18 protein-coding genes are annotated in these 16810 nt (G+C 37.4%); all 18 read left to right on the plus strand.

Features of this window, described 5'->3' with window-relative positions:
* The first annotated feature begins 32 nt into the window (after nucleotides 1-32).
* On the plus strand, nucleotides 33-752 hold the full coding sequence (locus GHI45_RS03410) for a Wzz/FepE/Etk N-terminal domain-containing protein (RefSeq protein WP_147779090.1): 720 nt from the start codon (nucleotides 33-35) through the stop codon (nucleotides 750-752).
* Between the two features lie 5 nt (nucleotides 753-757).
* Nucleotides 758-1459, plus strand: coding sequence for a CpsD/CapB family tyrosine-protein kinase (locus tag GHI45_RS03415; protein ID WP_147779091.1), 702 nt, complete (start codon nucleotides 758-760; stop codon nucleotides 1457-1459).
* A 15-nt stretch (nucleotides 1460-1474) separates the two neighbouring features.
* Nucleotides 1475-2239, plus strand: a complete 765-nt coding sequence (locus GHI45_RS03420) for a tyrosine-protein phosphatase (protein ID WP_147779092.1) — start codon at nucleotides 1475-1477, stop codon at nucleotides 2237-2239.
* A gap of 25 nt (nucleotides 2240-2264) precedes the next feature.
* Nucleotides 2265-2951 (plus strand): sugar transferase, encoded by a 687-nt coding sequence (locus GHI45_RS03425; RefSeq protein WP_147779093.1) that lies wholly within the window; start codon nucleotides 2265-2267, stop codon nucleotides 2949-2951.
* A 1-nt stretch (nucleotide 2952) separates the two neighbouring features.
* The gene (pssD, locus tag GHI45_RS03430) at nucleotides 2953-3402 is read left to right on the plus strand and encodes a PssD/Cps14F family polysaccharide biosynthesis glycosyltransferase (protein WP_147779094.1); all 450 of its coding nucleotides are present in this window, start codon (nucleotides 2953-2955) and stop codon (nucleotides 3400-3402) included.
* Complete coding sequence (locus GHI45_RS03435; RefSeq protein WP_147779137.1) at nucleotides 3402-3908, plus strand: glycosyltransferase; 507 nt, start codon at nucleotides 3402-3404, stop codon at nucleotides 3906-3908. Before pssD ends, GHI45_RS03435 begins: the two co-directional genes overlap by 1 nt.
* Complete coding sequence (locus tag GHI45_RS03440; RefSeq protein ID WP_147779095.1) at nucleotides 3905-4612, plus strand: glycosyltransferase family 32 protein; 708 nt, start codon at nucleotides 3905-3907, stop codon at nucleotides 4610-4612. Before GHI45_RS03435 ends, GHI45_RS03440 begins: the two co-directional genes overlap by 4 nt.
* The gene (locus tag GHI45_RS03445; protein WP_147779096.1) at nucleotides 4609-5721 is read left to right on the plus strand and encodes a hypothetical protein; all 1113 of its coding nucleotides are present in this window, start codon (nucleotides 4609-4611) and stop codon (nucleotides 5719-5721) included. The genes GHI45_RS03440 and GHI45_RS03445 overlap by 4 nt, the downstream gene beginning before the upstream one ends.
* Nucleotides 5722-5782: 61 nt before the next feature.
* Nucleotides 5783-6724, plus strand: a complete 942-nt coding sequence (locus GHI45_RS03450; protein ID WP_228386000.1) for a glycosyltransferase — start codon at nucleotides 5783-5785, stop codon at nucleotides 6722-6724.
* Nucleotides 6725-6768: 44 nt separating this feature from the next.
* Complete coding sequence (locus GHI45_RS03455) at nucleotides 6769-7881, plus strand: polysaccharide pyruvyl transferase family protein (protein ID WP_147779097.1); 1113 nt, start codon at nucleotides 6769-6771, stop codon at nucleotides 7879-7881.
* A gap of 3 nt (nucleotides 7882-7884) precedes the next feature.
* Entirely contained in the window at nucleotides 7885-9270 is a 1386-nt protein-coding gene (locus GHI45_RS03460; protein ID WP_147779098.1) for a lipopolysaccharide biosynthesis protein, read from the plus strand.
* Between the two features lie 111 nt (nucleotides 9271-9381).
* Complete coding sequence (locus tag GHI45_RS03465) at nucleotides 9382-10191, plus strand: Cof-type HAD-IIB family hydrolase (RefSeq protein WP_147779099.1); 810 nt, start codon at nucleotides 9382-9384, stop codon at nucleotides 10189-10191.
* Between the two features lie 27 nt (nucleotides 10192-10218).
* On the plus strand, nucleotides 10219-10926 hold the full coding sequence (locus GHI45_RS03470; protein ID WP_147779100.1) for a hypothetical protein: 708 nt from the start codon (nucleotides 10219-10221) through the stop codon (nucleotides 10924-10926).
* Nucleotides 10927-10952: 26 nt separating this feature from the next.
* The gene (ftsY, locus tag GHI45_RS03475; protein WP_147779101.1) at nucleotides 10953-12254 is read left to right on the plus strand and encodes a signal recognition particle-docking protein FtsY; all 1302 of its coding nucleotides are present in this window, start codon (nucleotides 10953-10955) and stop codon (nucleotides 12252-12254) included.
* Nucleotides 12255-12519: 265 nt separating this feature from the next.
* A complete protein-coding gene (gene pyrR, locus GHI45_RS03480) occupies nucleotides 12520-13041 on the plus strand; it encodes a bifunctional pyr operon transcriptional regulator/uracil phosphoribosyltransferase PyrR (RefSeq protein WP_147779102.1) in 522 nt (173 codons plus the stop codon).
* 182 nt (nucleotides 13042-13223) lie between these two features.
* Nucleotides 13224-14513 (plus strand): uracil-xanthine permease family protein, encoded by a 1290-nt coding sequence (locus tag GHI45_RS03485; protein WP_147779103.1) that lies wholly within the window; start codon nucleotides 13224-13226, stop codon nucleotides 14511-14513.
* Nucleotides 14514-14647: 134 nt separating this feature from the next.
* Nucleotides 14648-15571 (plus strand): aspartate carbamoyltransferase catalytic subunit, encoded by a 924-nt coding sequence (locus GHI45_RS03490; protein WP_147779104.1) that lies wholly within the window; start codon nucleotides 14648-14650, stop codon nucleotides 15569-15571.
* A gap of 71 nt (nucleotides 15572-15642) precedes the next feature.
* On the plus strand, nucleotides 15643-16719 hold the full coding sequence (locus GHI45_RS03495; RefSeq protein WP_147779105.1) for a carbamoyl phosphate synthase small subunit: 1077 nt from the start codon (nucleotides 15643-15645) through the stop codon (nucleotides 16717-16719).
* Nucleotides 16720-16810 lie beyond the last annotated feature (91 nt).

Here is a 16810-nt window from a genome sequence, read left to right on the forward strand (position 1 = left end):
TCATGGGGGCTGAAAGGGAGAGATTTTTACAGATGCAAGATTCAAAAGAGGCAACAATCGATATCAGAAGTATTTTCAACATTCTGTATAAAAAATTAAACATCATAGTTATTAGTACACTTATGATAACGATTTTTGGATCGATTTATACATTTTTCATCGCTACACCAACTTATACGGCTTCAACTCAACTTGTCGCAAAGCTTTCAGAATCAAGTGATTCGAATACTTATGCAGGACAAGTCACCGGTAATATTCAAATGGCTAACACCATGAACCAAGTCATCGTCAGTCCAATTATTTTGGATCAAGTCCAAAGTAACTTGGGATTATCAAATGATAATTTTCAATCAGGTGTCACTGCAACAAATACAACAAATTCGCAGGTCATTACAATCACTGTAACTTATACAAATCCATATACGGCTCAAAAAATTGCCAATGAAACAGCAAAAGTTTTCAGTCAAAATGCAGATAAGCTTTTGAATGTAACGAATGTAAGTGTTTTGGCAGAAGCAAAAGCAAACACTAAAGCAGTAAGTCCTAAACCAAAGCTTTATATTGCCATTTCTATACTTGCAGGTTTAATTGTCGGTATTGGCCTTGCCCTTCTCCTTGAAGCGTTAAATAATAAAGTCGTTCGAGAAGAAGATATTGAACACATTGGTTTGCCAATGCTTGGTTCAACCTCTTATGCAAAAATAAGCGATTTTAATACTGATGAAAATGGAAAAGCTGGAAAGAAAGGATAAATCAAATGAGTCTATTTAAAAAGAAAAAAGAAATTGATAGTGATAGAAAGTTGATTACCAATCTTAATCCCAAATCATATATTTCAGAGCAATACCGAACAATTCGTACGAGTATTGAATTTAAAATGTCTGATCAAGGTTTAAAAACATTCATCATTACTTCTCCAGAAGCTGGCGCTGGGAAATCCACGACTTCAGCTAATCTTGCGGTAAGCTTTGCCCAACAAGGTAAAAAAGTCTTGTTGATTGATGCTGACCTACGTAAACCAACAGTTCACAAGAGCTTTATATTACCTGACCATAAAGGCTTAACAAACTTGTTAGCTCAAAGCCTTCCGTTGGATGAAGTCCTTCAAACAACTGAAATCAGCGAAACTTTGAAACTGATTAGTTCTGGTCCCGTGCCACCAAATCCATCAGAATTGCTTGGCTCTACTTCCATGAAAAAACTTTTGGAAGCAGTTGAAGAACAGTTTGACATTATTTTGATTGACACACCACCGGTAAACGCGGTTACAGATGCTCACATCCTAAGTCGCATGACTGACGGAACGATTATCGTTGCATTTTCAGGACAAACAAAAAAAGAAGATTTAATAAAAAGTAAAAAATCATTTGAAAAGATTGATGCAAATCTGATTGGTGTTATTCTACACGGATTAGATACCAAAGAAAGTGCCTATTATTACTACTACGGCGCAGAATAAAGGGGGAATGTCAATATGATTGATCTTCACTGCCATATTTTACCAGCAATCGATGATGGAGCAAAAACAGACGAAGATACGTTGAAGATGCTACAGACAGCTGTGGCAGAGGGAATCAAAGTAATAACGGCAAGTCCGCATCATAATCCAGAATATCATAATGAATCAGAAGGGATTTTGAAAAAAGTCAAAGAAGTAGATGCCATCATTCAAAAGCATCAGCTCCCTATCCAGGTCCTGCCAGGTCAAGAAGTGAGAATCTATGGAGAACTTCTAGAAGATTATGAAGCAGGGAAATTGTTGACTTCTGCTGGCACAACAAATTACATGTTGATTGAATTTCCATCCAATCATGTACCCAGATATGCAAGTAAGCTTTTTTACAACATGAAATTACAAGGCTTACAGCCGATTCTGGTTCATCCAGAAAGAAATACCGGGATTATTGAAAATCCCAATTTATTATATGATTTTGTTGAGCAGGGGGTGCTTAGCCAAATCACTGCATCAAGTGTGACAGGACACTTTGGAAAGAAAATTCAAAAACTTACTTTCCAGATAATTGAACATAAATTAACACATTTCGTAGCATCAGATGCCCACAATATCACAAGTCGGACATTTAAGATGAAAGAAGCCTTTGAACTCATTACAAATGAGTTTGGTGAAGAAGTTTCAAAACGATTTGATATTAATGCTCATTCCGTTCTATTGAATGAAAGTATCTATCCAAATAGTCCGTCAAGAATAAAGAACAAAAAGTTTTTAGGTCTTTTTTGAAGAATTTTAAGGGAGGAAGAGTATTATGCAGCGTGTCTCGGAAGAACAAGAAGTAGCTCTAGTAAGTCAACCAATAGTAAACTATAAACCTTTTAGTCTTTTTGAACTAGGAATAAAACGGCTTATTGACATCATTGGTGGAACCGTTGGAACGCTTCTTTTTTTGATTGCCGCTATCTGTTTGGCAATCCCATATCTGATGGCCAATGAAAAAGATAAAGGTCCAATGATGTACAAACAAAAACGTTACGGAAAAAACGGCAAGATTTTCTATATCTGGAAATTCCGTACTATGATTTTGAATGCAGAAGCCTATTTGGACGAACATCCAGAAATCAAACAAGCATATCATGATAATGGCAATAAGCTAGAAGATGATCCGCGGGTGACAAAAATTGGCAAGTTCATTCGCCAACATTCGATTGACGAATTACCGCAATTTTTGAACGTTTTAAAAGGAGAAATGAGTCTGGTCGGGCCACGCCCAATCTTGCTGTTTGAGGATAAAGAATATGGCGAACGCCTCTCTTATCTTTTGATGTGTAAACCAGGTATCACAGGATACTGGACCACGCATGGCCGAAGCGCCGTCGTTTTTCCAGAACGTGCCGATCTTGAACTTCATTACTTAGAGATTCATGGCCTTAACTCAGATATCCGATTATTATTTATGACAATATTCCAAAGTTTTAGCGGAAAGGACGCGTATTAAATTGAAAGTTGCACTTGTAGGATCTAGTGGTGGGCATTTGACTCATCTGTATTTATTGAAAAATTTTTGGGAGGACGAAGATAGATTTTGGGTGACTTTTGATAAAGCAGATGCTCAGTCCATTCTGAAGAATGAAAAATTTTATCCCTGTCATTACCCAACAAATAGAAATATAAAAAATACAATTAAAAATACAATCCTCGCATTTAAAATATTACGCAAGGAAAAGCCAGATGTAATAATTTCAAGCGGTGCTGCAGTAGCCGTCCCATTTTTTTGGTTAGGGAAGATGTTTGGCGCAAAAACCATTTATATCGAAATCTTTGATCGAATTGATAAACCTACATTAACAGGTAAATTGGTTTATCCCGTTACCGATAAATTTATAGTTCAGTGGGAAGAACTAAAACAGGTTTACCCTAAAGCCATCAATTTGGGAGGGATTTTTTGATGATTTTTGTAACTGTTGGAACACATGAACAAGCCTTTAATCGCCTCATTCAAAAAGTAGATGAATTAGTCAGAGATGGGGAGATTACAGAAGAAGTATTCATGCAAATAGGTTACTCAACTTATGAACCACAATATAGCAAGTGGGCAAGATTAATTGGGTATGACGACATGGAAAAATACATGAGGGAAGCAGACGTTGTCATAACTCATGGCGGTCCATCCACATACATGCAAGTTTTGCAGCTTGGTAAAATACCCGTGGTCGTGCCACGCCAAGAAAAGTATAATGAGCATGTGAACGATCATCAATTGTGGGTGAGTAATCAAGTGCTAGAAAAAAATTATCCAATCCTTTTGTGTGAGGAAATGAATAATTTGCTTTTCAATATTGAGAAATCAAAACGATTGAAAGAGTCGCCTGTTAAGGGGAATCATAATGCTGCTTTTATGAAGCAATTTGAAGTAGAAATAAAGAATTTGATATCAAAAAAGGAGAATAGATGATTCCAAAAGTAATTCATTATTGTTGGTTCGGTGGAAATCCGCTACCAGAGTCAGCCCAAAAGTGTATTGAGAGTTGGAGGAAATTTTGTCCTGATTATGAAATCAAAGAATGGAATGAAGAAAATTACGATGTGACAAAAATTAAATATGTTAAAGAAGCATATGAACAAAAAAAATATGCCTTTGTAACAGATGTAGCCAGACTTGATATCGTATATTCAGAAGGTGGTATTTATCTTGATACTGATGTTGAAATTATAAAGCCTCTAGATGATTTACTTACCTATGAAGCATACATGGGAACGGAAATAATCGGACGTGTAAGTACAGGTTTGGGATTTGGAGCAGAAAAGCATCATCCTCAAATAAAAGCTAACTTGGAATGCTACACTCATTCAGGCTTTGAAAATTTGACAACATGTGTGACATATACAACTAATTTATTAGTTAAGCAAGGACTAAAAAAGAGCAATACAATTCAAATTATTAACGGCTTAGTGATTCTACCAACTGATTTTTTATGCCCCCTTAGTTTTGAAACAAATAAATTGAAAATAACTGAAAACACATACTCAATACATCATTATGATATGAGTTGGAAAGAAAAAAAAGATAGACTAATTCGATTAAAAATAAAATTAAGACGGTTGATTGGTGATGATTTCTATGAAAAATTAAAAAAAATAGGAAATAAGTCAGCATGAACGAAAAGATAGAATTAACTGCAATCATGAAATATTTGGTAATTGCTATTGTGTTCTTTGATTATTTAAGTAATACTGGTCTTATAACATCTTCGATTTACTCTGCCCTCATGGCAGTCAGTATTCTCATGACATATTTTGTTTTTTCAAAAAGAAGAGGAGGGTTTGCGCTAATTGAACTTATTGTATTGCTCATTTCTTTTTTATTTGTAATTTTAAACCGAGATCCCAGTAATTTTAGTTTAGGGTTAATGTGGATCTTGTATTTTATTTTTAGAAAATGCGAAATAAATGGTAGAGTGCTACTGAAAACTTATGCAATAACAGCCAGCATCTGCTTTAGTATAAGTGTTATACTTTATTATTTAATAGGATTTAATAAAAAATCAGATATGTTAATGTGGCGCAATGAAGGTTTTGTTCCTCGTCTTAGCTTAGGATTCATTCAGCCGAATATGACGATGATGTCCTTTTTGGGAATCATACTTGCACTATTGTATCTAAGCAATATGAAGCGAAAGAATACTGTTTTAATGATTATAGCAACATTAATCGTATTTAAATTAACGCAGTCAAGAACCTCCGGCTATATTATATTTATTTTACTTGGAATATGTTTGATTTTTGGAAAAAAATATATGTCTGTAGTAAGCAAGGCTTTGAAACGATTGGTTTTATTACTTCCTATTGTTTTATCAGCCATTTCATTCGCAATGTTGAAACTTCCAATAAATGAAAGGCTAGATTCATTGCTTTCAGGAAGAATTTCGCTCTACCAAATGATTTATTATGAGTTTGGTATTCATCTTCTTGGAAATAGTGCTTCTAAATCAACCATGTTAGATACAGGCTATTTACAAGCAATGATTGCAAAAGGAATTTTATTCACGCTGTTTTTAGCTATTAGTTTTTACATCATATTATTTAAAAGTAGGAAAAATCAAACTAGGGTAGATATGCTTGTTATTGCAGTGTATTTTCTCGTAGCCTTTACTGAGACGTCGTTCTTTAGATTTGTATTATTGCTGCCTGTACTTATTATTGCAATGAACAGGATAGCGTTTGAATCGCCAACCAATCATTTGTCTAGCAAGAAAGAGATCGATTAATTAAAATGTTTCTAGGAACAAGCTAGCATTATAAAAGTTCAAGATAGCAAAGAAAGTGAGAATGAATTTGAAACCACTTATAAGTGTTGTAGTACCTGTTTATAAAGTAGAAAAATATATTGAGGAATGTATAAAATCAATTATCAATCAAACTTATACAAATATTGAAGTAATAATTGTTGACGATGGCTCACCGGACAATTCAATCGAAGTAATAAAGGATTTGTTAGAAGATAAACGATTGAGAGTTATTTCTCAAAAAAATCAAGGCTTATCCGCAGCTCGAAACACTGGGATAAGAGCGGCAAGTGGAGAATTTTTAAGTTTTATTGATTCTGATGACAAAGTGAAGCCAGAATTTTTAGAAAGTCTTTATAAAAAAGCGACTGAAACGAAAGCTGATGTGGTACGCGGAGCATTTAGAGATTTTGAAGGAAAAATTCCTGAGGGATGGGTTTCAGATTTTAATATTGAGCCTTCTACTGGAATTGAGGCATTGAAGAGTTTTTTAGATAAGAATGTTTCCTTTGTCGTATGGTCAAGTTTATATCGCACAACATTTTTAAAAGAGAATAAACTTAAATTTATGGAAGGGATTTTACTTGAAGATGGTGACTTCACAACACGAACATATATTAATGCTACAACAGTAGCTACAATAGAAGAAGCAAATTATTGTTACCGTGTTCGTCCAGGATCAATTTTGACAACTAACAATGCTCAGAGAATGTCTGAATCAGAGCAAAAAGTGATACGTTCATTTATTACGTGGTATCAAACAAATCCTTCCCTTGAAATTTTAGAACTGATTGAACAATCAATCTATGCTTTTATGAGGGACTGGACCAGAGTTTTGGTGAAAAATAAAGTTAACTTTAATCCGAAAGATGGTTGTTATTCTTCCGCGGTAGAACTTGTAAAAAAAACTTTGAAAAAAAGACCTTTATCGGAACGTATGAAATTTAAAGTCAAACTACAAATAATTGAATTCAAATATCATTGAATCAATAAAAAATTAGGCAGCAATATAAAAATAGAAAGTATTTTATGATTAAAACATTACTAAAATCCAAAATCTCTCCTGAAAAATGGGCAGATCTTCGCTCACAAAAACGTTACTTTTTGACTTTATTTCAGCACTCAGATTTTGACGTATCTCTTAAAAAAGTAAAAAAAATTATGATCATTGGTGTTGCGGATTATATGAACTTAGGTGATCATGCAATTGGACAGGCGCAACGCCTTTTTCTTGATAGAATTGTGGGTACAGATGATGAATATCAAATTGTTGAAGTTCCATCTAGAACACCAATACGATTTATTGAAGAAATAATTGGTGATGAAGACATTTTGCTTTTCACTGGCGGAGGAAATTTAGGAACAAAATATGGTTTTCTACATGACATTTATCTTCCTATTATTGACACGCATCCAGATTTACAGAAATTATTTTTCCCTCAGTCTTATACTTTTAACGAGACTGGTGATAGTGAAAAGTTGATGAATCATATCAAAGCAGTTTTTTCTCGTTCTGGAAAAAATTTGACGATTACTGCTCGTGAGTCAAAAAGCTATGCTCGCTTTCAAGAAGTTTTCCCAGAAAACAACATTATTTTTACACCAGATATTGTTTTAAGTTTAGATAATCGTGATGAAGAAAAAGTCCATGGCGAAGGTATTCTAATGTTAATGCGTGATGAAGGAGAAAAAGTCCTTGATTTAGAGACACAAGAGAATTTAACAAAGGCTTTAGCCAAAAAATTTAAGGTTACTGCTCACGTAAATGATAATAGTTACGATGTTAAACCAGAGGATAGATTACGAGAATTAAATATAAAATGGGATGAAATTAAATCAAGTGAACTAGTCATAACTGATAGACTCCATGGAATGATTTTTGCTCAGACGAGCGGAATCCCTTGTATTGTTTTTGATAACTACAACAGCAAAATTAAAATGACAGTAAACGATTGGCTATCTGATATGGATAATATTGTATTTATAGATCCAAGAGAGGAAATAGATATCGATGAATTCGTAAAATTATCATCTAATCTTTGTGGTCAGAGTGTAGAAAAATTCAATATCGAAGAAAAATATGCACCGCTTATTGCCAAATTGGTAGAAATGGTAAAAGAGGATAAGTTAATTAAGGAATAAATATTGAAATCACAATTAAAAAAGCTTGCTGGTAACACACTAATTTTTACCATAGGGAATGGTATTTCGCTAATCCTATCGTTTATTATGGTTCCTTTTTATACAAAAGTGCTTACAACTAGCGAGTTTGGTTTATCTGATATTATTATTACAACAGTATCAATGCTTTTGCCTCTTTTATCGCTTAATATTTTTTCAGCTATATTTCGTTATGCACTAGATAAAGGGGAGGACCAAGTTCAGATCTTCACTAACGGCTTTGTTGTGTCGGTCATCGGAATGTTTATAAGTTTGGGCGTAGCTGGAATATGTTCTATAGCCGGGCTAAAATATTCTTTTTTGATTGGGGTTTATTTATCTGTTACATTATTTTTGAACCTCTTTCAAAACTTCACTCGCGGGATAGGAAAAGTCAAAACTTATGCTTTATCAGGTATAATCAATAGCTTTACAAATGTTTTCTCCAATCTATTATTAATGTGGATTTTTAAACTCGGTTTGAATGGATATCTCTATTCGTTAATTATCTCAGTAGTTTCAACGAGCATTTTTTTATTTTTTTATAATAAGCTGTATAAATATATCGATTATAATAGAGTTTCTTGGATTAAAACGAAAGAGTTACTTCGGTATTCAATTCCAATGATTCCTAATAGTTTCGCTTGGTGGTTGACTAATGATGCCAATAAAATTATTATTCTTACTTTTCTAGGAACAAGTGCGAATGGTTTATTAGCAGTAGCGAATAAGATACCATCAATGATTACAACACTTTTTTCTATGTTTACAAATGCTTGGCAAATGACTGCGGTTGATGAAAATGGGAAAAAGAATACCTCTGAGTTGTACAATGTAACATTCAATATGATATTTGGTGGTTTGATTATTTTATGTTCGATAATTGTATTATTTATCAGATTATTTATGAAGTTTTATGTAGATGTATCTTATTTTGAGGCATGGAAGATTGTTCCATTTCTGCTTCTTTCTAGTATATTTTCAAGTGTTTCGGCATTTTTTGGAACAACCTATCTTGTAGCAAAAGAAACAAAAGGACTTATTATGACAACGATTTGGGGCATGATCACCAATATCGTATTTTGTTTAATTTTGGTACCTATTATTGGTATTAACGGCGCTGGTGTTTCAGGTAGTATTGGCTTTTTGGTTGTGAGCATGCTTCGGTTTAAACAAACTAAAAAATATGTCCAATTAAAACTTTCAAGGTTGTTTTTAATACTCCTATTGATAGGCTACTTGTTAATTACTGCACTAGTGATCTTAGAGTTGAATATTGGGATTTCGTTTTGTGTATTTGTGGTTATGATCATAATATTTGTTATTAAAATCTTTAATTTTAATAAGCGTTACAACGTGAAAACACAATAAACTTTATTTTTACCAAAAGATTTCCTTCGGGAAATTTTTTTGATGTGAAATTCTTGTCCTTAAGTATGGTTAAGCTCAACAGGAAAGCAAAAGCTATGTTATAATATAAGCATGAATTCAGAAATTAAACTAATTGCTCTTGATTTGGATGGTACTTTGCTAAATGCCAAAAAAGAGGTTTCAAAAGAAAATATTGCAGCCATTAAAAAGGCTAGAGAAAAGGGTGTTCATGTGGTTATCACGACAGGGCGTCCTTTGTTGGCCATTCATCATTTGTTAGAAGAGCTGGACATGACTGGTTTTGATGATTTTTCAATCACCTTCAATGGGGGATTGATTCAGCGAAATACGGGTGAAATCGTGTCTAAAAAGACTTTTTCACTTGATGAGGCGCGCGACATCAAGGAGATGACTGCAAGTCTTGGCTTACCCTGCGACCTGCTGAGCGAAGGAACGGTGTATATGACACCGTCAGCGCTGACATCTTTGTATCCGAGCTTGAACAAACTCTTGCATTTTGTACCAAAGGACTTGTCAGAATTGGGAGATGATGTCATCATCAACAAGGTCGTCTCATGTACTGAGGCAGCGATTTTGGATGCGAAAATTCCTGATTTTCCAAAAGCTTTTTATGATAAGTACGAAATTTTCAAATCGCAAGCCAAATTGGTAGAATTTATGCCAAAAGGCATTAATAAGGCTTATGGCTTGTCAAAATTGATTGAAATTTTGGATTTGAAGCCAGAAAATGTCATGGCAATGGGCGATGAAGAAAACGATATGGCCATGATTGAATGGGCTGGCTACGGTGTTGCTATGGGCAACGCGGTGGACAAATTGAAGGCAGCAGCTCAAATCATTGCTGACAGAACAAACGAAGAAAGTGCCGTTGCTCATGTTATCGAGCAATATGTCTTATAAACAAGACAACAAAGGTAGAATACGATAATGATGAATAATAAAAAAAGTCTCGTGACAAGCTTTATTTTTGCTTTTATACTGCCTGTCATTGCTTATGGCATTTTGAAATTGCTCGCTGTGAGCGATACGTTGGCTCTTGGCGTTGCGACGGCATTTCCCGTTCTTTTGACGCTTTATACCGCATTTAAGAAGAAAAAAATCAACCCGATTGGACTGGTGGCAGTCTGCGGTTTCTTGATTTCGATCGTGGCGGTTTATTTGTCACATGGCAATGATTTGGCATTCAAACTGTGGCACCCGATTTTGACGGGGGCGATTGGCATTATCTTGCTTTTTTCTGCGGCGATCAACCATCCCTTGATGGGCTTGCTTGCTAAAAAGCAGATGGCTAAAAGTGTCAGTGCTGACAAAGCTGAAAGTAGAACAGCTGAAACCGTAGCGCAGGGGCAAATAGATGCAATCGAGGATGACGACGAAGAGCTTGACGCCGAGGATTTGGCGGAGCTTCATCGTTTCTTTATGATATACACGCTATTTATGGGCTTTGTCTTTGCATTGCACGCAATTTTGACCATTATGCTGGCTTTCGCGGTAGATACGACACAATTCGTTTTCGTTTCTAAAGGCATTGATATTCTAGCCATTGTCATCTTAGTTGCAGGGATTTTTCTCATCAATCGGCGTTTGTCTGATGATGAAGACGACGAAATTACTGAAAATGAAGTAAAAAATTAGATTTTATTAAAAATTGGAGAAGAAATATGGGCCTTTTTAATCGTTTATTTGGAAAGAAAAAAGAAACAGAAAATGAAGTTGTTGAAACAGTAGAAAATGTTGTGATTGCCGAGCCTGTCATTGCACAGGAAAAGCAAATAGAAGAGGCTGTCAGCACTGACGAAATGGTTGCGGTTGAAACTGAGCAAGAACAAGTCGTTCAAACGGGTGTTGAGGCTGATGCTGCTGAAGAAAGCGATACCGATGCAGCAGTTGAAAATGTTACTGTTGAAACGGTTGAACCTATTGAGTCTGTTGAAGTAGTTAAAGAAGTTGCGCCAGCTGTGGTTTCTGAGCCAGCAGAAGAAGACGAAGAAATCACGATTGACGTTGATGCTTTGGCACAAATCTTTGCCCAATCGCGTGAAGAAACTGAGAAAAAATACGAAAGTTCGCTCAATCTGACCCGTCAAACATTTGCGACTGGCTTTAATGAATTGTTTGCTAATTTTCGGGCAGTCGATGAAGAATTCTTCGAAGATTTAGAAGAAACATTGATTATGTCAGACGTTGGTGTCGAATTGGCCATGGAAATCACGCAAGAATTGCGCCAAGAAGCCAAATTGACCAAGGCCAAATCTCCTGAAGATTTGCGGGCATTGATTGTTGAAAAAATCGTTGATAAGTTTGACGAAGATAAGTTGCCGTCAGCATTGACAATGGAAGACGGGCTTACGGTTTATCTCTTTGTCGGTGTCAATGGTGTCGGAAAAACGACCACCATTGGTAAATTGGCCGCCCGCTATAAGAACGAAGGAAAAAAAGTTTTACTTGCCGCCGCTGATACATTCCGTGCGGGAGCCATTGATCAGTTGGTCGAATGGGGCAAACGTTCCGATGTTGAAGTGGTGACAAAGCCTGCTGGCTCTGATCCAGCGAGTGTTGTCTATGATGCCCTGCAAAAAGCAAAAGCTGAAGCGGCTGATATTTTATTGATCGATACCGCAGGACGCCTGCAAAATAAAGATAATCTGATGAAAGAACTGGAAAAAATCGGAAAAGTTATTCGCCGTGAAATTCCAGATGCACCTCATGAAACAATTTTGGCACTTGATGCAACGACAGGTCAAAATGCCATTCAACAAGCTAAAGAATTTAGTATGGTTACGCCAATCACAGGGATTGCATTGACCAAGTTGGACGGTTCTGCTAAAGGGGGAATCGTTCTGTCTATCGTCCAAAGTTTGCGCATTCCAGTCAAATTGATTGGTTTGGGTGAGCAGCTCAATGACTTGCAAGACTTTGACGAAGAATTCTTCGTGCGTGGCTTGTTTAAGGAACTCCTGTAAACAAAAAAAGCTGTTATCTGGCTTATGCTCAAGGACATTAAAATCTCTGCGGAGATTTTTTTTGATAAAACCGAATATTTTCTTGAATAATGAAAAAAAATTTGATATAATATAAAAAACCTTTAAGGTTGTCCAGAGAGGCAAACAAGGTCGGAAAATTAAATTTGAATTAAATTATGGCAGTCTGCCATTTTCTGAAACCTTGTTCCCTGCAGCTTTTTCTGGTTGTAGGGATTTTTTTCTCAAAAAACGAAGGAGAGCTTTCATGAAGCAAAAAGAAATTATTGATGAAATCACTATGAAACGTGCCATCACACGTATCACTTATGAAATCATTGAACGCAATAAGGAAATGGACAAATTGGTCTTAGTCGGGATTAGAACACGTGGTGTCTATCTTGCTGAACGTATCCAAGAACGTTTGAAACAGCTTGAAGGTTTGGAAATTCCCCTTGGCGCCCTCGATACAAAACCTTTTCGTGACGATATGCAAGCCGAAATCGATACAACTGAAATCAATGTGGACGTTACGGACAAAGATATTATTTTGGTAGACGATGTCTTGTACACCGGACGTACCATTCGTGCAGCCATTGATGGACTTGTCAAACTTGGAAGACCGGCACGTGTTCAACTTGCAGTTTTAGTTGACCGAGGCCACCGCGAATTGCCTATCCGTGCTGATTATGTCGGAAAAAATATTCCAACTGCACACGATGAAGAAATCATTGTTCAAATGACGGAACACGATGGTTCAGACAGTATTTTAATTGCCAGTGGCAATTAAAATACTTCTGAATCTGCAGATAAGATTTTGCGCGCGAAATCACCTTCGTGACAGTATTTTGGTTGCCAGTGGCAATTAAGATACTTCTGAATCTGCGAATAAGAAGTTGCGTTTAAAAAGATATTTTAATGTGTTGTTTTAAATGAAATATAAAAAGATTGAAAATTTAGAAAGATTAGAAAATGAAAGACGATATCATTCTTCACGTTGACGAGAAACCTAAGGCTTCTCAATGGTTCGGTTTATCCTTCCAGCACTTATTTGCCATGTTTGGCTCAACCGTTTTGGTTCCGATTTTGGTTGGGATAAATCCTGCCATTGCCCTTCTGTCAAGTGGTTTAGGAACGTTAGCGCACATGTCAGTCACGCGCTTTAAAGTACCTGCTTACATGGGCTCAAGTTTTGCTTATATCTTGGCCATGCAAATGTTGATGAAAAATGGTGGAATGCCAGCCATTGCACAAGGTGCGATGACAGGTGGGCTGGTTTACTTGGTTGTTGCCATCATCGTCAAATTTGTAGGTAAAGGCTGGATTGATAAGGTCTTGCCACCAATCGTGGTTGGCCCAATCGTAATGGTTATCGGTTTGTCATTGGCACCGACAGCAATCAATGATGCCATGTACACTGATCCAGGCAAAATGACGGGTTATAGTATTGCTTACATCATCATCGCCTTGATTACGGTTTTGTCTATCGTTGTCTTCAGTATCTACGGCCGTGGTTTCTTGTCAGTCGTGCCAATCTTACTGGGAATTGTGACAGGATATGTGGCTGCGCTTATCATTGGAAAAATCACAGGCACAACGATTGTATCATTTAGCGGGCTTTCATCAGCCAAATGGCTCAGTATGCCACCAGTTACAATCCCCTTTGTCAACTATCACTGGGCATTCTATCCATCTGCTATCTTGACAATGGCACCCATTGCCTTTGTTACAATGACCGAGCATTTTGGACATATCATGGTTTTGAATTCATTGACTAAAAAAGATTACTTCAAAGACCCAGGGCTTGAAAAAACTTTGGCAGGTGACGGGGTTGCCCAAATCATCGCTGGTTTTGTGGGCGCACCTCCTGTCACTTCTTACGGTGAAAACATTGGTGTAATGGCTATTTCGAAAATCCATTCCATCTACGTCATCGCAGGAGCAGCAGTGCTTGCCGTTGTCGTTTCATTCGTTGGGAAAATCACAGCCCTCTTACAATCCATTCCAGCACCCGTTATTGGGGGTGCATCGATTGCCTTGTTTGGTGTCATCGCGGCTTCTGGCTTGAAAATTTTGGTTGAAAATAAAATCAACTTTGACATCAAACGAAACCTGTTGATTTCATCAGTTGTACTTGTTATCGGGATTGGTGGCATGGTACTTGACCTCAAATACGGTAGCCATAGCTTGCAAATCTCTCCAGTCGCAATCGCAACCATTTTGGGAATTGTGCTAAATCTGGTCTTGCCACAAGAAGATTAAACCTGTCAGTACTGACAGAAATCAAAAGCAGGAGCTGTTTCTTCTCCATTTATGGCGATGAGCAGGCTCCGATTTGAAAAATAACCACGAGCGTTTTTTGTTGGTTACTTCATAAGAAGTAAAGGACATTTAAGATGATTGAAAATGATGGCTTGACATTGTCAAACCTGACAAGTATGGATGAATTGAGCGTGGCAGAAGTCATGGCATTGATTGAACGTGCCAGCCAGTTTAAGCGTGGTGAAGTCGAACTGCCGCAGTTTCCAGCAACCTTTGTCAGTAATTTGTTTTTTGAAAACAGTACCCGAACGCACCAATCCTTTCATGTGGCGGAGCGGAAATTGGGACTTGAAGTGCTTGAGTTTGAAGCCAAAGAAAGTTCAATTACCAAAGGCGAGACCTTATATGATACCATTTTGACCCTGTCAGCTTTGGGCGTTAAAGTGGCAGTCATTCGGTCGAAAGAGGAAAAATACTACGAAGCATTGGTCAAAGCTGACCATTTGAACTGTGCCATTGTCAATGCGGGCGACGGTTCAGGCCAACACCCAAGCCAGTGCTTACTGGACTTGATGACCATTTACGAAGAATTTGGACATTTTGAGGGACTTAAGATTGCGATTTCGGGTGATTTGAGTCATTCGCGAGTGGCAAAATCAAACATGGTCATGCTCAAAAAACTGGGTGCTAGACTTTATTTCACGGGGCCTGAAAAATGGCATACCCAAGAATTTGACGCGTTCGGAACTTACTGTTTGATTGATGACATTTTGCCAGAACTGGACGTTCAAATGCTCTTACGTGTTCAGTTTGAACGACATGAGTCAGGCGAAATCTTCTCTAAAGCAGACTATCATGAACAGTACGGATTGACCAATGCACGCGCCAAGCAACTGAAAGCGAGTGCCATTATCATGCACCCAGCCCCTGTCAATCGTGATGTGGAAATTGCGGATGACTTGGTTGAAAGTGCTCAAAGCCGGATTGTACAGCAGATGACAAATGGCGTTTACATTCGCATGGCAATTTTAGAAGCCATTCTCAAAGGACAAAAATAAGTTTTAAATGAAAAAAAGCTGTCAGTAATGACAGCAAAAATTGAAACAAATGAAAAAGAGGTAAGATAATTATGAGCAAGAGACTCCTAATCTTAGAAGACGGCACTGTATTTGAAGGCGAAGCCATTGGTGCAAATAACGAAGTGACTGGCGAACTGGTCTTTAATACTGGCATGTCAGGCTATCAAGAGTCAATCACAGACCAGTCCTACAATGGACAAATCCTGATGTTTACCTATCCTTTGATCGGAAATTATGGGGTCAATCGGGATGACTTTGAGTCTATCCGACCGACCTGTAAAGCTGTCGTTGTCCATGAAGCAGCGCGCCGCCCCTCAAACTGGCGCAGTCAGATGAGTTTGGACGAATTTTTGAAATCAAAAAATATTCCAGGCATTAGCGGACTTGATACGCGTGCTTTGACAAAAATTGTCCGTGAACATGGCACCATGAAAGCAAGTCTTGTCAGTGCTGACGATGAACGCGATCATCAGTTGAGTCAGTTGACCGCAACGGTCTTGCCTATCAATCAAGTCAAGACCAGCTCGACCATGACCCCTTACCCATCGCCAAATATGGGACGTAAGATTGTGGTGGTTGATTTTGGATTGAAACACTCAATTTTGCGAGAACTCTCAAAACGTCAATGTGATGTGACAGTGGTTCCTTTTGACACAACAGCAGAAGAAATCCTCAGCATGCACCCAGATGGTGTCATGTTGACCAATGGGCCTGGCGACCCAACCGATGTGCCAGAAGCCTTGCTTATGATCCGAGGGATTTTAGGTAAAGTGCCAATCTTTGGAATTTGTCTTGGCCATCAACTTTTGAGCCTTGCTTGTGGGGCAACAACTTACAAGATGAAATTTGGCCATCGTGGCTTTAACCATGCGGTTCGTGAGATTGCGACTGGACGGATTGATTTCACGTCGCAAAATCACGGCTATGCGGTTTCCAGAGAAAATCTGCCCGCCAGCTTGATGATTACCCACGAAGAAATCAACGACCACTCGGTTGAAGGCATCAGACACCGTTCACACCCTGCCTTTTCAGTCCAATTTCACCCAGACGCAGCACCTGGCCCACATGATGCCAGTTATCTCTTTGATGATTTCATCGACTTGATGGACAGCTTCAACAAAGCCTAAACGAATGAAAACCTGTCAGTAAAGACAGGTTTTTTTGTTTGCTAAATCACTCAATCTAGCTATTTCAGTGAAAATAAAGCATAATGGTGCT

It is taken from the genome of Lactococcus sp. dk101 (assembly GCF_009601055.1).
Lineage (GTDB): Bacteria > Bacillota > Bacilli > Lactobacillales > Streptococcaceae > Lactococcus.

Coding starts and splice junctions, on each gene's coding strand:
- GHI45_RS03445 (WP_147779096.1), top strand. CDS start 4,609: ATGAACGAAAAGATAGAATTAACTGCAATCATGAAATATTTGGTAATT.
- GHI45_RS03450 (WP_228386000.1), top strand. CDS start 5,783: ATGAATTTGAAACCACTTATAAGTGTTGTAGTACCTGTTTATAAAGTA.
- pyrR (WP_147779102.1), top strand. CDS start 12,520: ATGAAGCAAAAAGAAATTATTGATGAAATCACTATGAAACGTGCCATC.
- GHI45_RS03415 (WP_147779091.1), top strand. CDS start 758: ATGAGTCTATTTAAAAAGAAAAAAGAAATTGATAGTGATAGAAAGTTG.
- GHI45_RS03490 (WP_147779104.1), top strand. CDS start 14,648: ATGATTGAAAATGATGGCTTGACATTGTCAAACCTGACAAGTATGGAT.
- GHI45_RS03470 (WP_147779100.1), top strand. CDS start 10,219: ATGATGAATAATAAAAAAAGTCTCGTGACAAGCTTTATTTTTGCTTTT.
- GHI45_RS03420 (WP_147779092.1), top strand. CDS start 1,475: ATGATTGATCTTCACTGCCATATTTTACCAGCAATCGATGATGGAGCA.
- GHI45_RS03440 (WP_147779095.1), top strand. CDS start 3,905: ATGATTCCAAAAGTAATTCATTATTGTTGGTTCGGTGGAAATCCGCTA.
- GHI45_RS03410 (WP_147779090.1), top strand. CDS start 33: ATGCAAGATTCAAAAGAGGCAACAATCGATATCAGAAGTATTTTCAAC.
- GHI45_RS03485 (WP_147779103.1), top strand. CDS start 13,224: ATGAAAGACGATATCATTCTTCACGTTGACGAGAAACCTAAGGCTTCT.
- GHI45_RS03465 (WP_147779099.1), top strand. CDS start 9,382: ATGAATTCAGAAATTAAACTAATTGCTCTTGATTTGGATGGTACTTTG.
- GHI45_RS03455 (WP_147779097.1), top strand. CDS start 6,769: ATGATTAAAACATTACTAAAATCCAAAATCTCTCCTGAAAAATGGGCA.
- GHI45_RS03435 (WP_147779137.1), top strand. CDS start 3,402: ATGATTTTTGTAACTGTTGGAACACATGAACAAGCCTTTAATCGCCTC.
- GHI45_RS03495 (WP_147779105.1), top strand. CDS start 15,643: ATGAGCAAGAGACTCCTAATCTTAGAAGACGGCACTGTATTTGAAGGC.
- GHI45_RS03425 (WP_147779093.1), top strand. CDS start 2,265: ATGCAGCGTGTCTCGGAAGAACAAGAAGTAGCTCTAGTAAGTCAACCA.
- ftsY (WP_147779101.1), top strand. CDS start 10,953: ATGGGCCTTTTTAATCGTTTATTTGGAAAGAAAAAAGAAACAGAAAAT.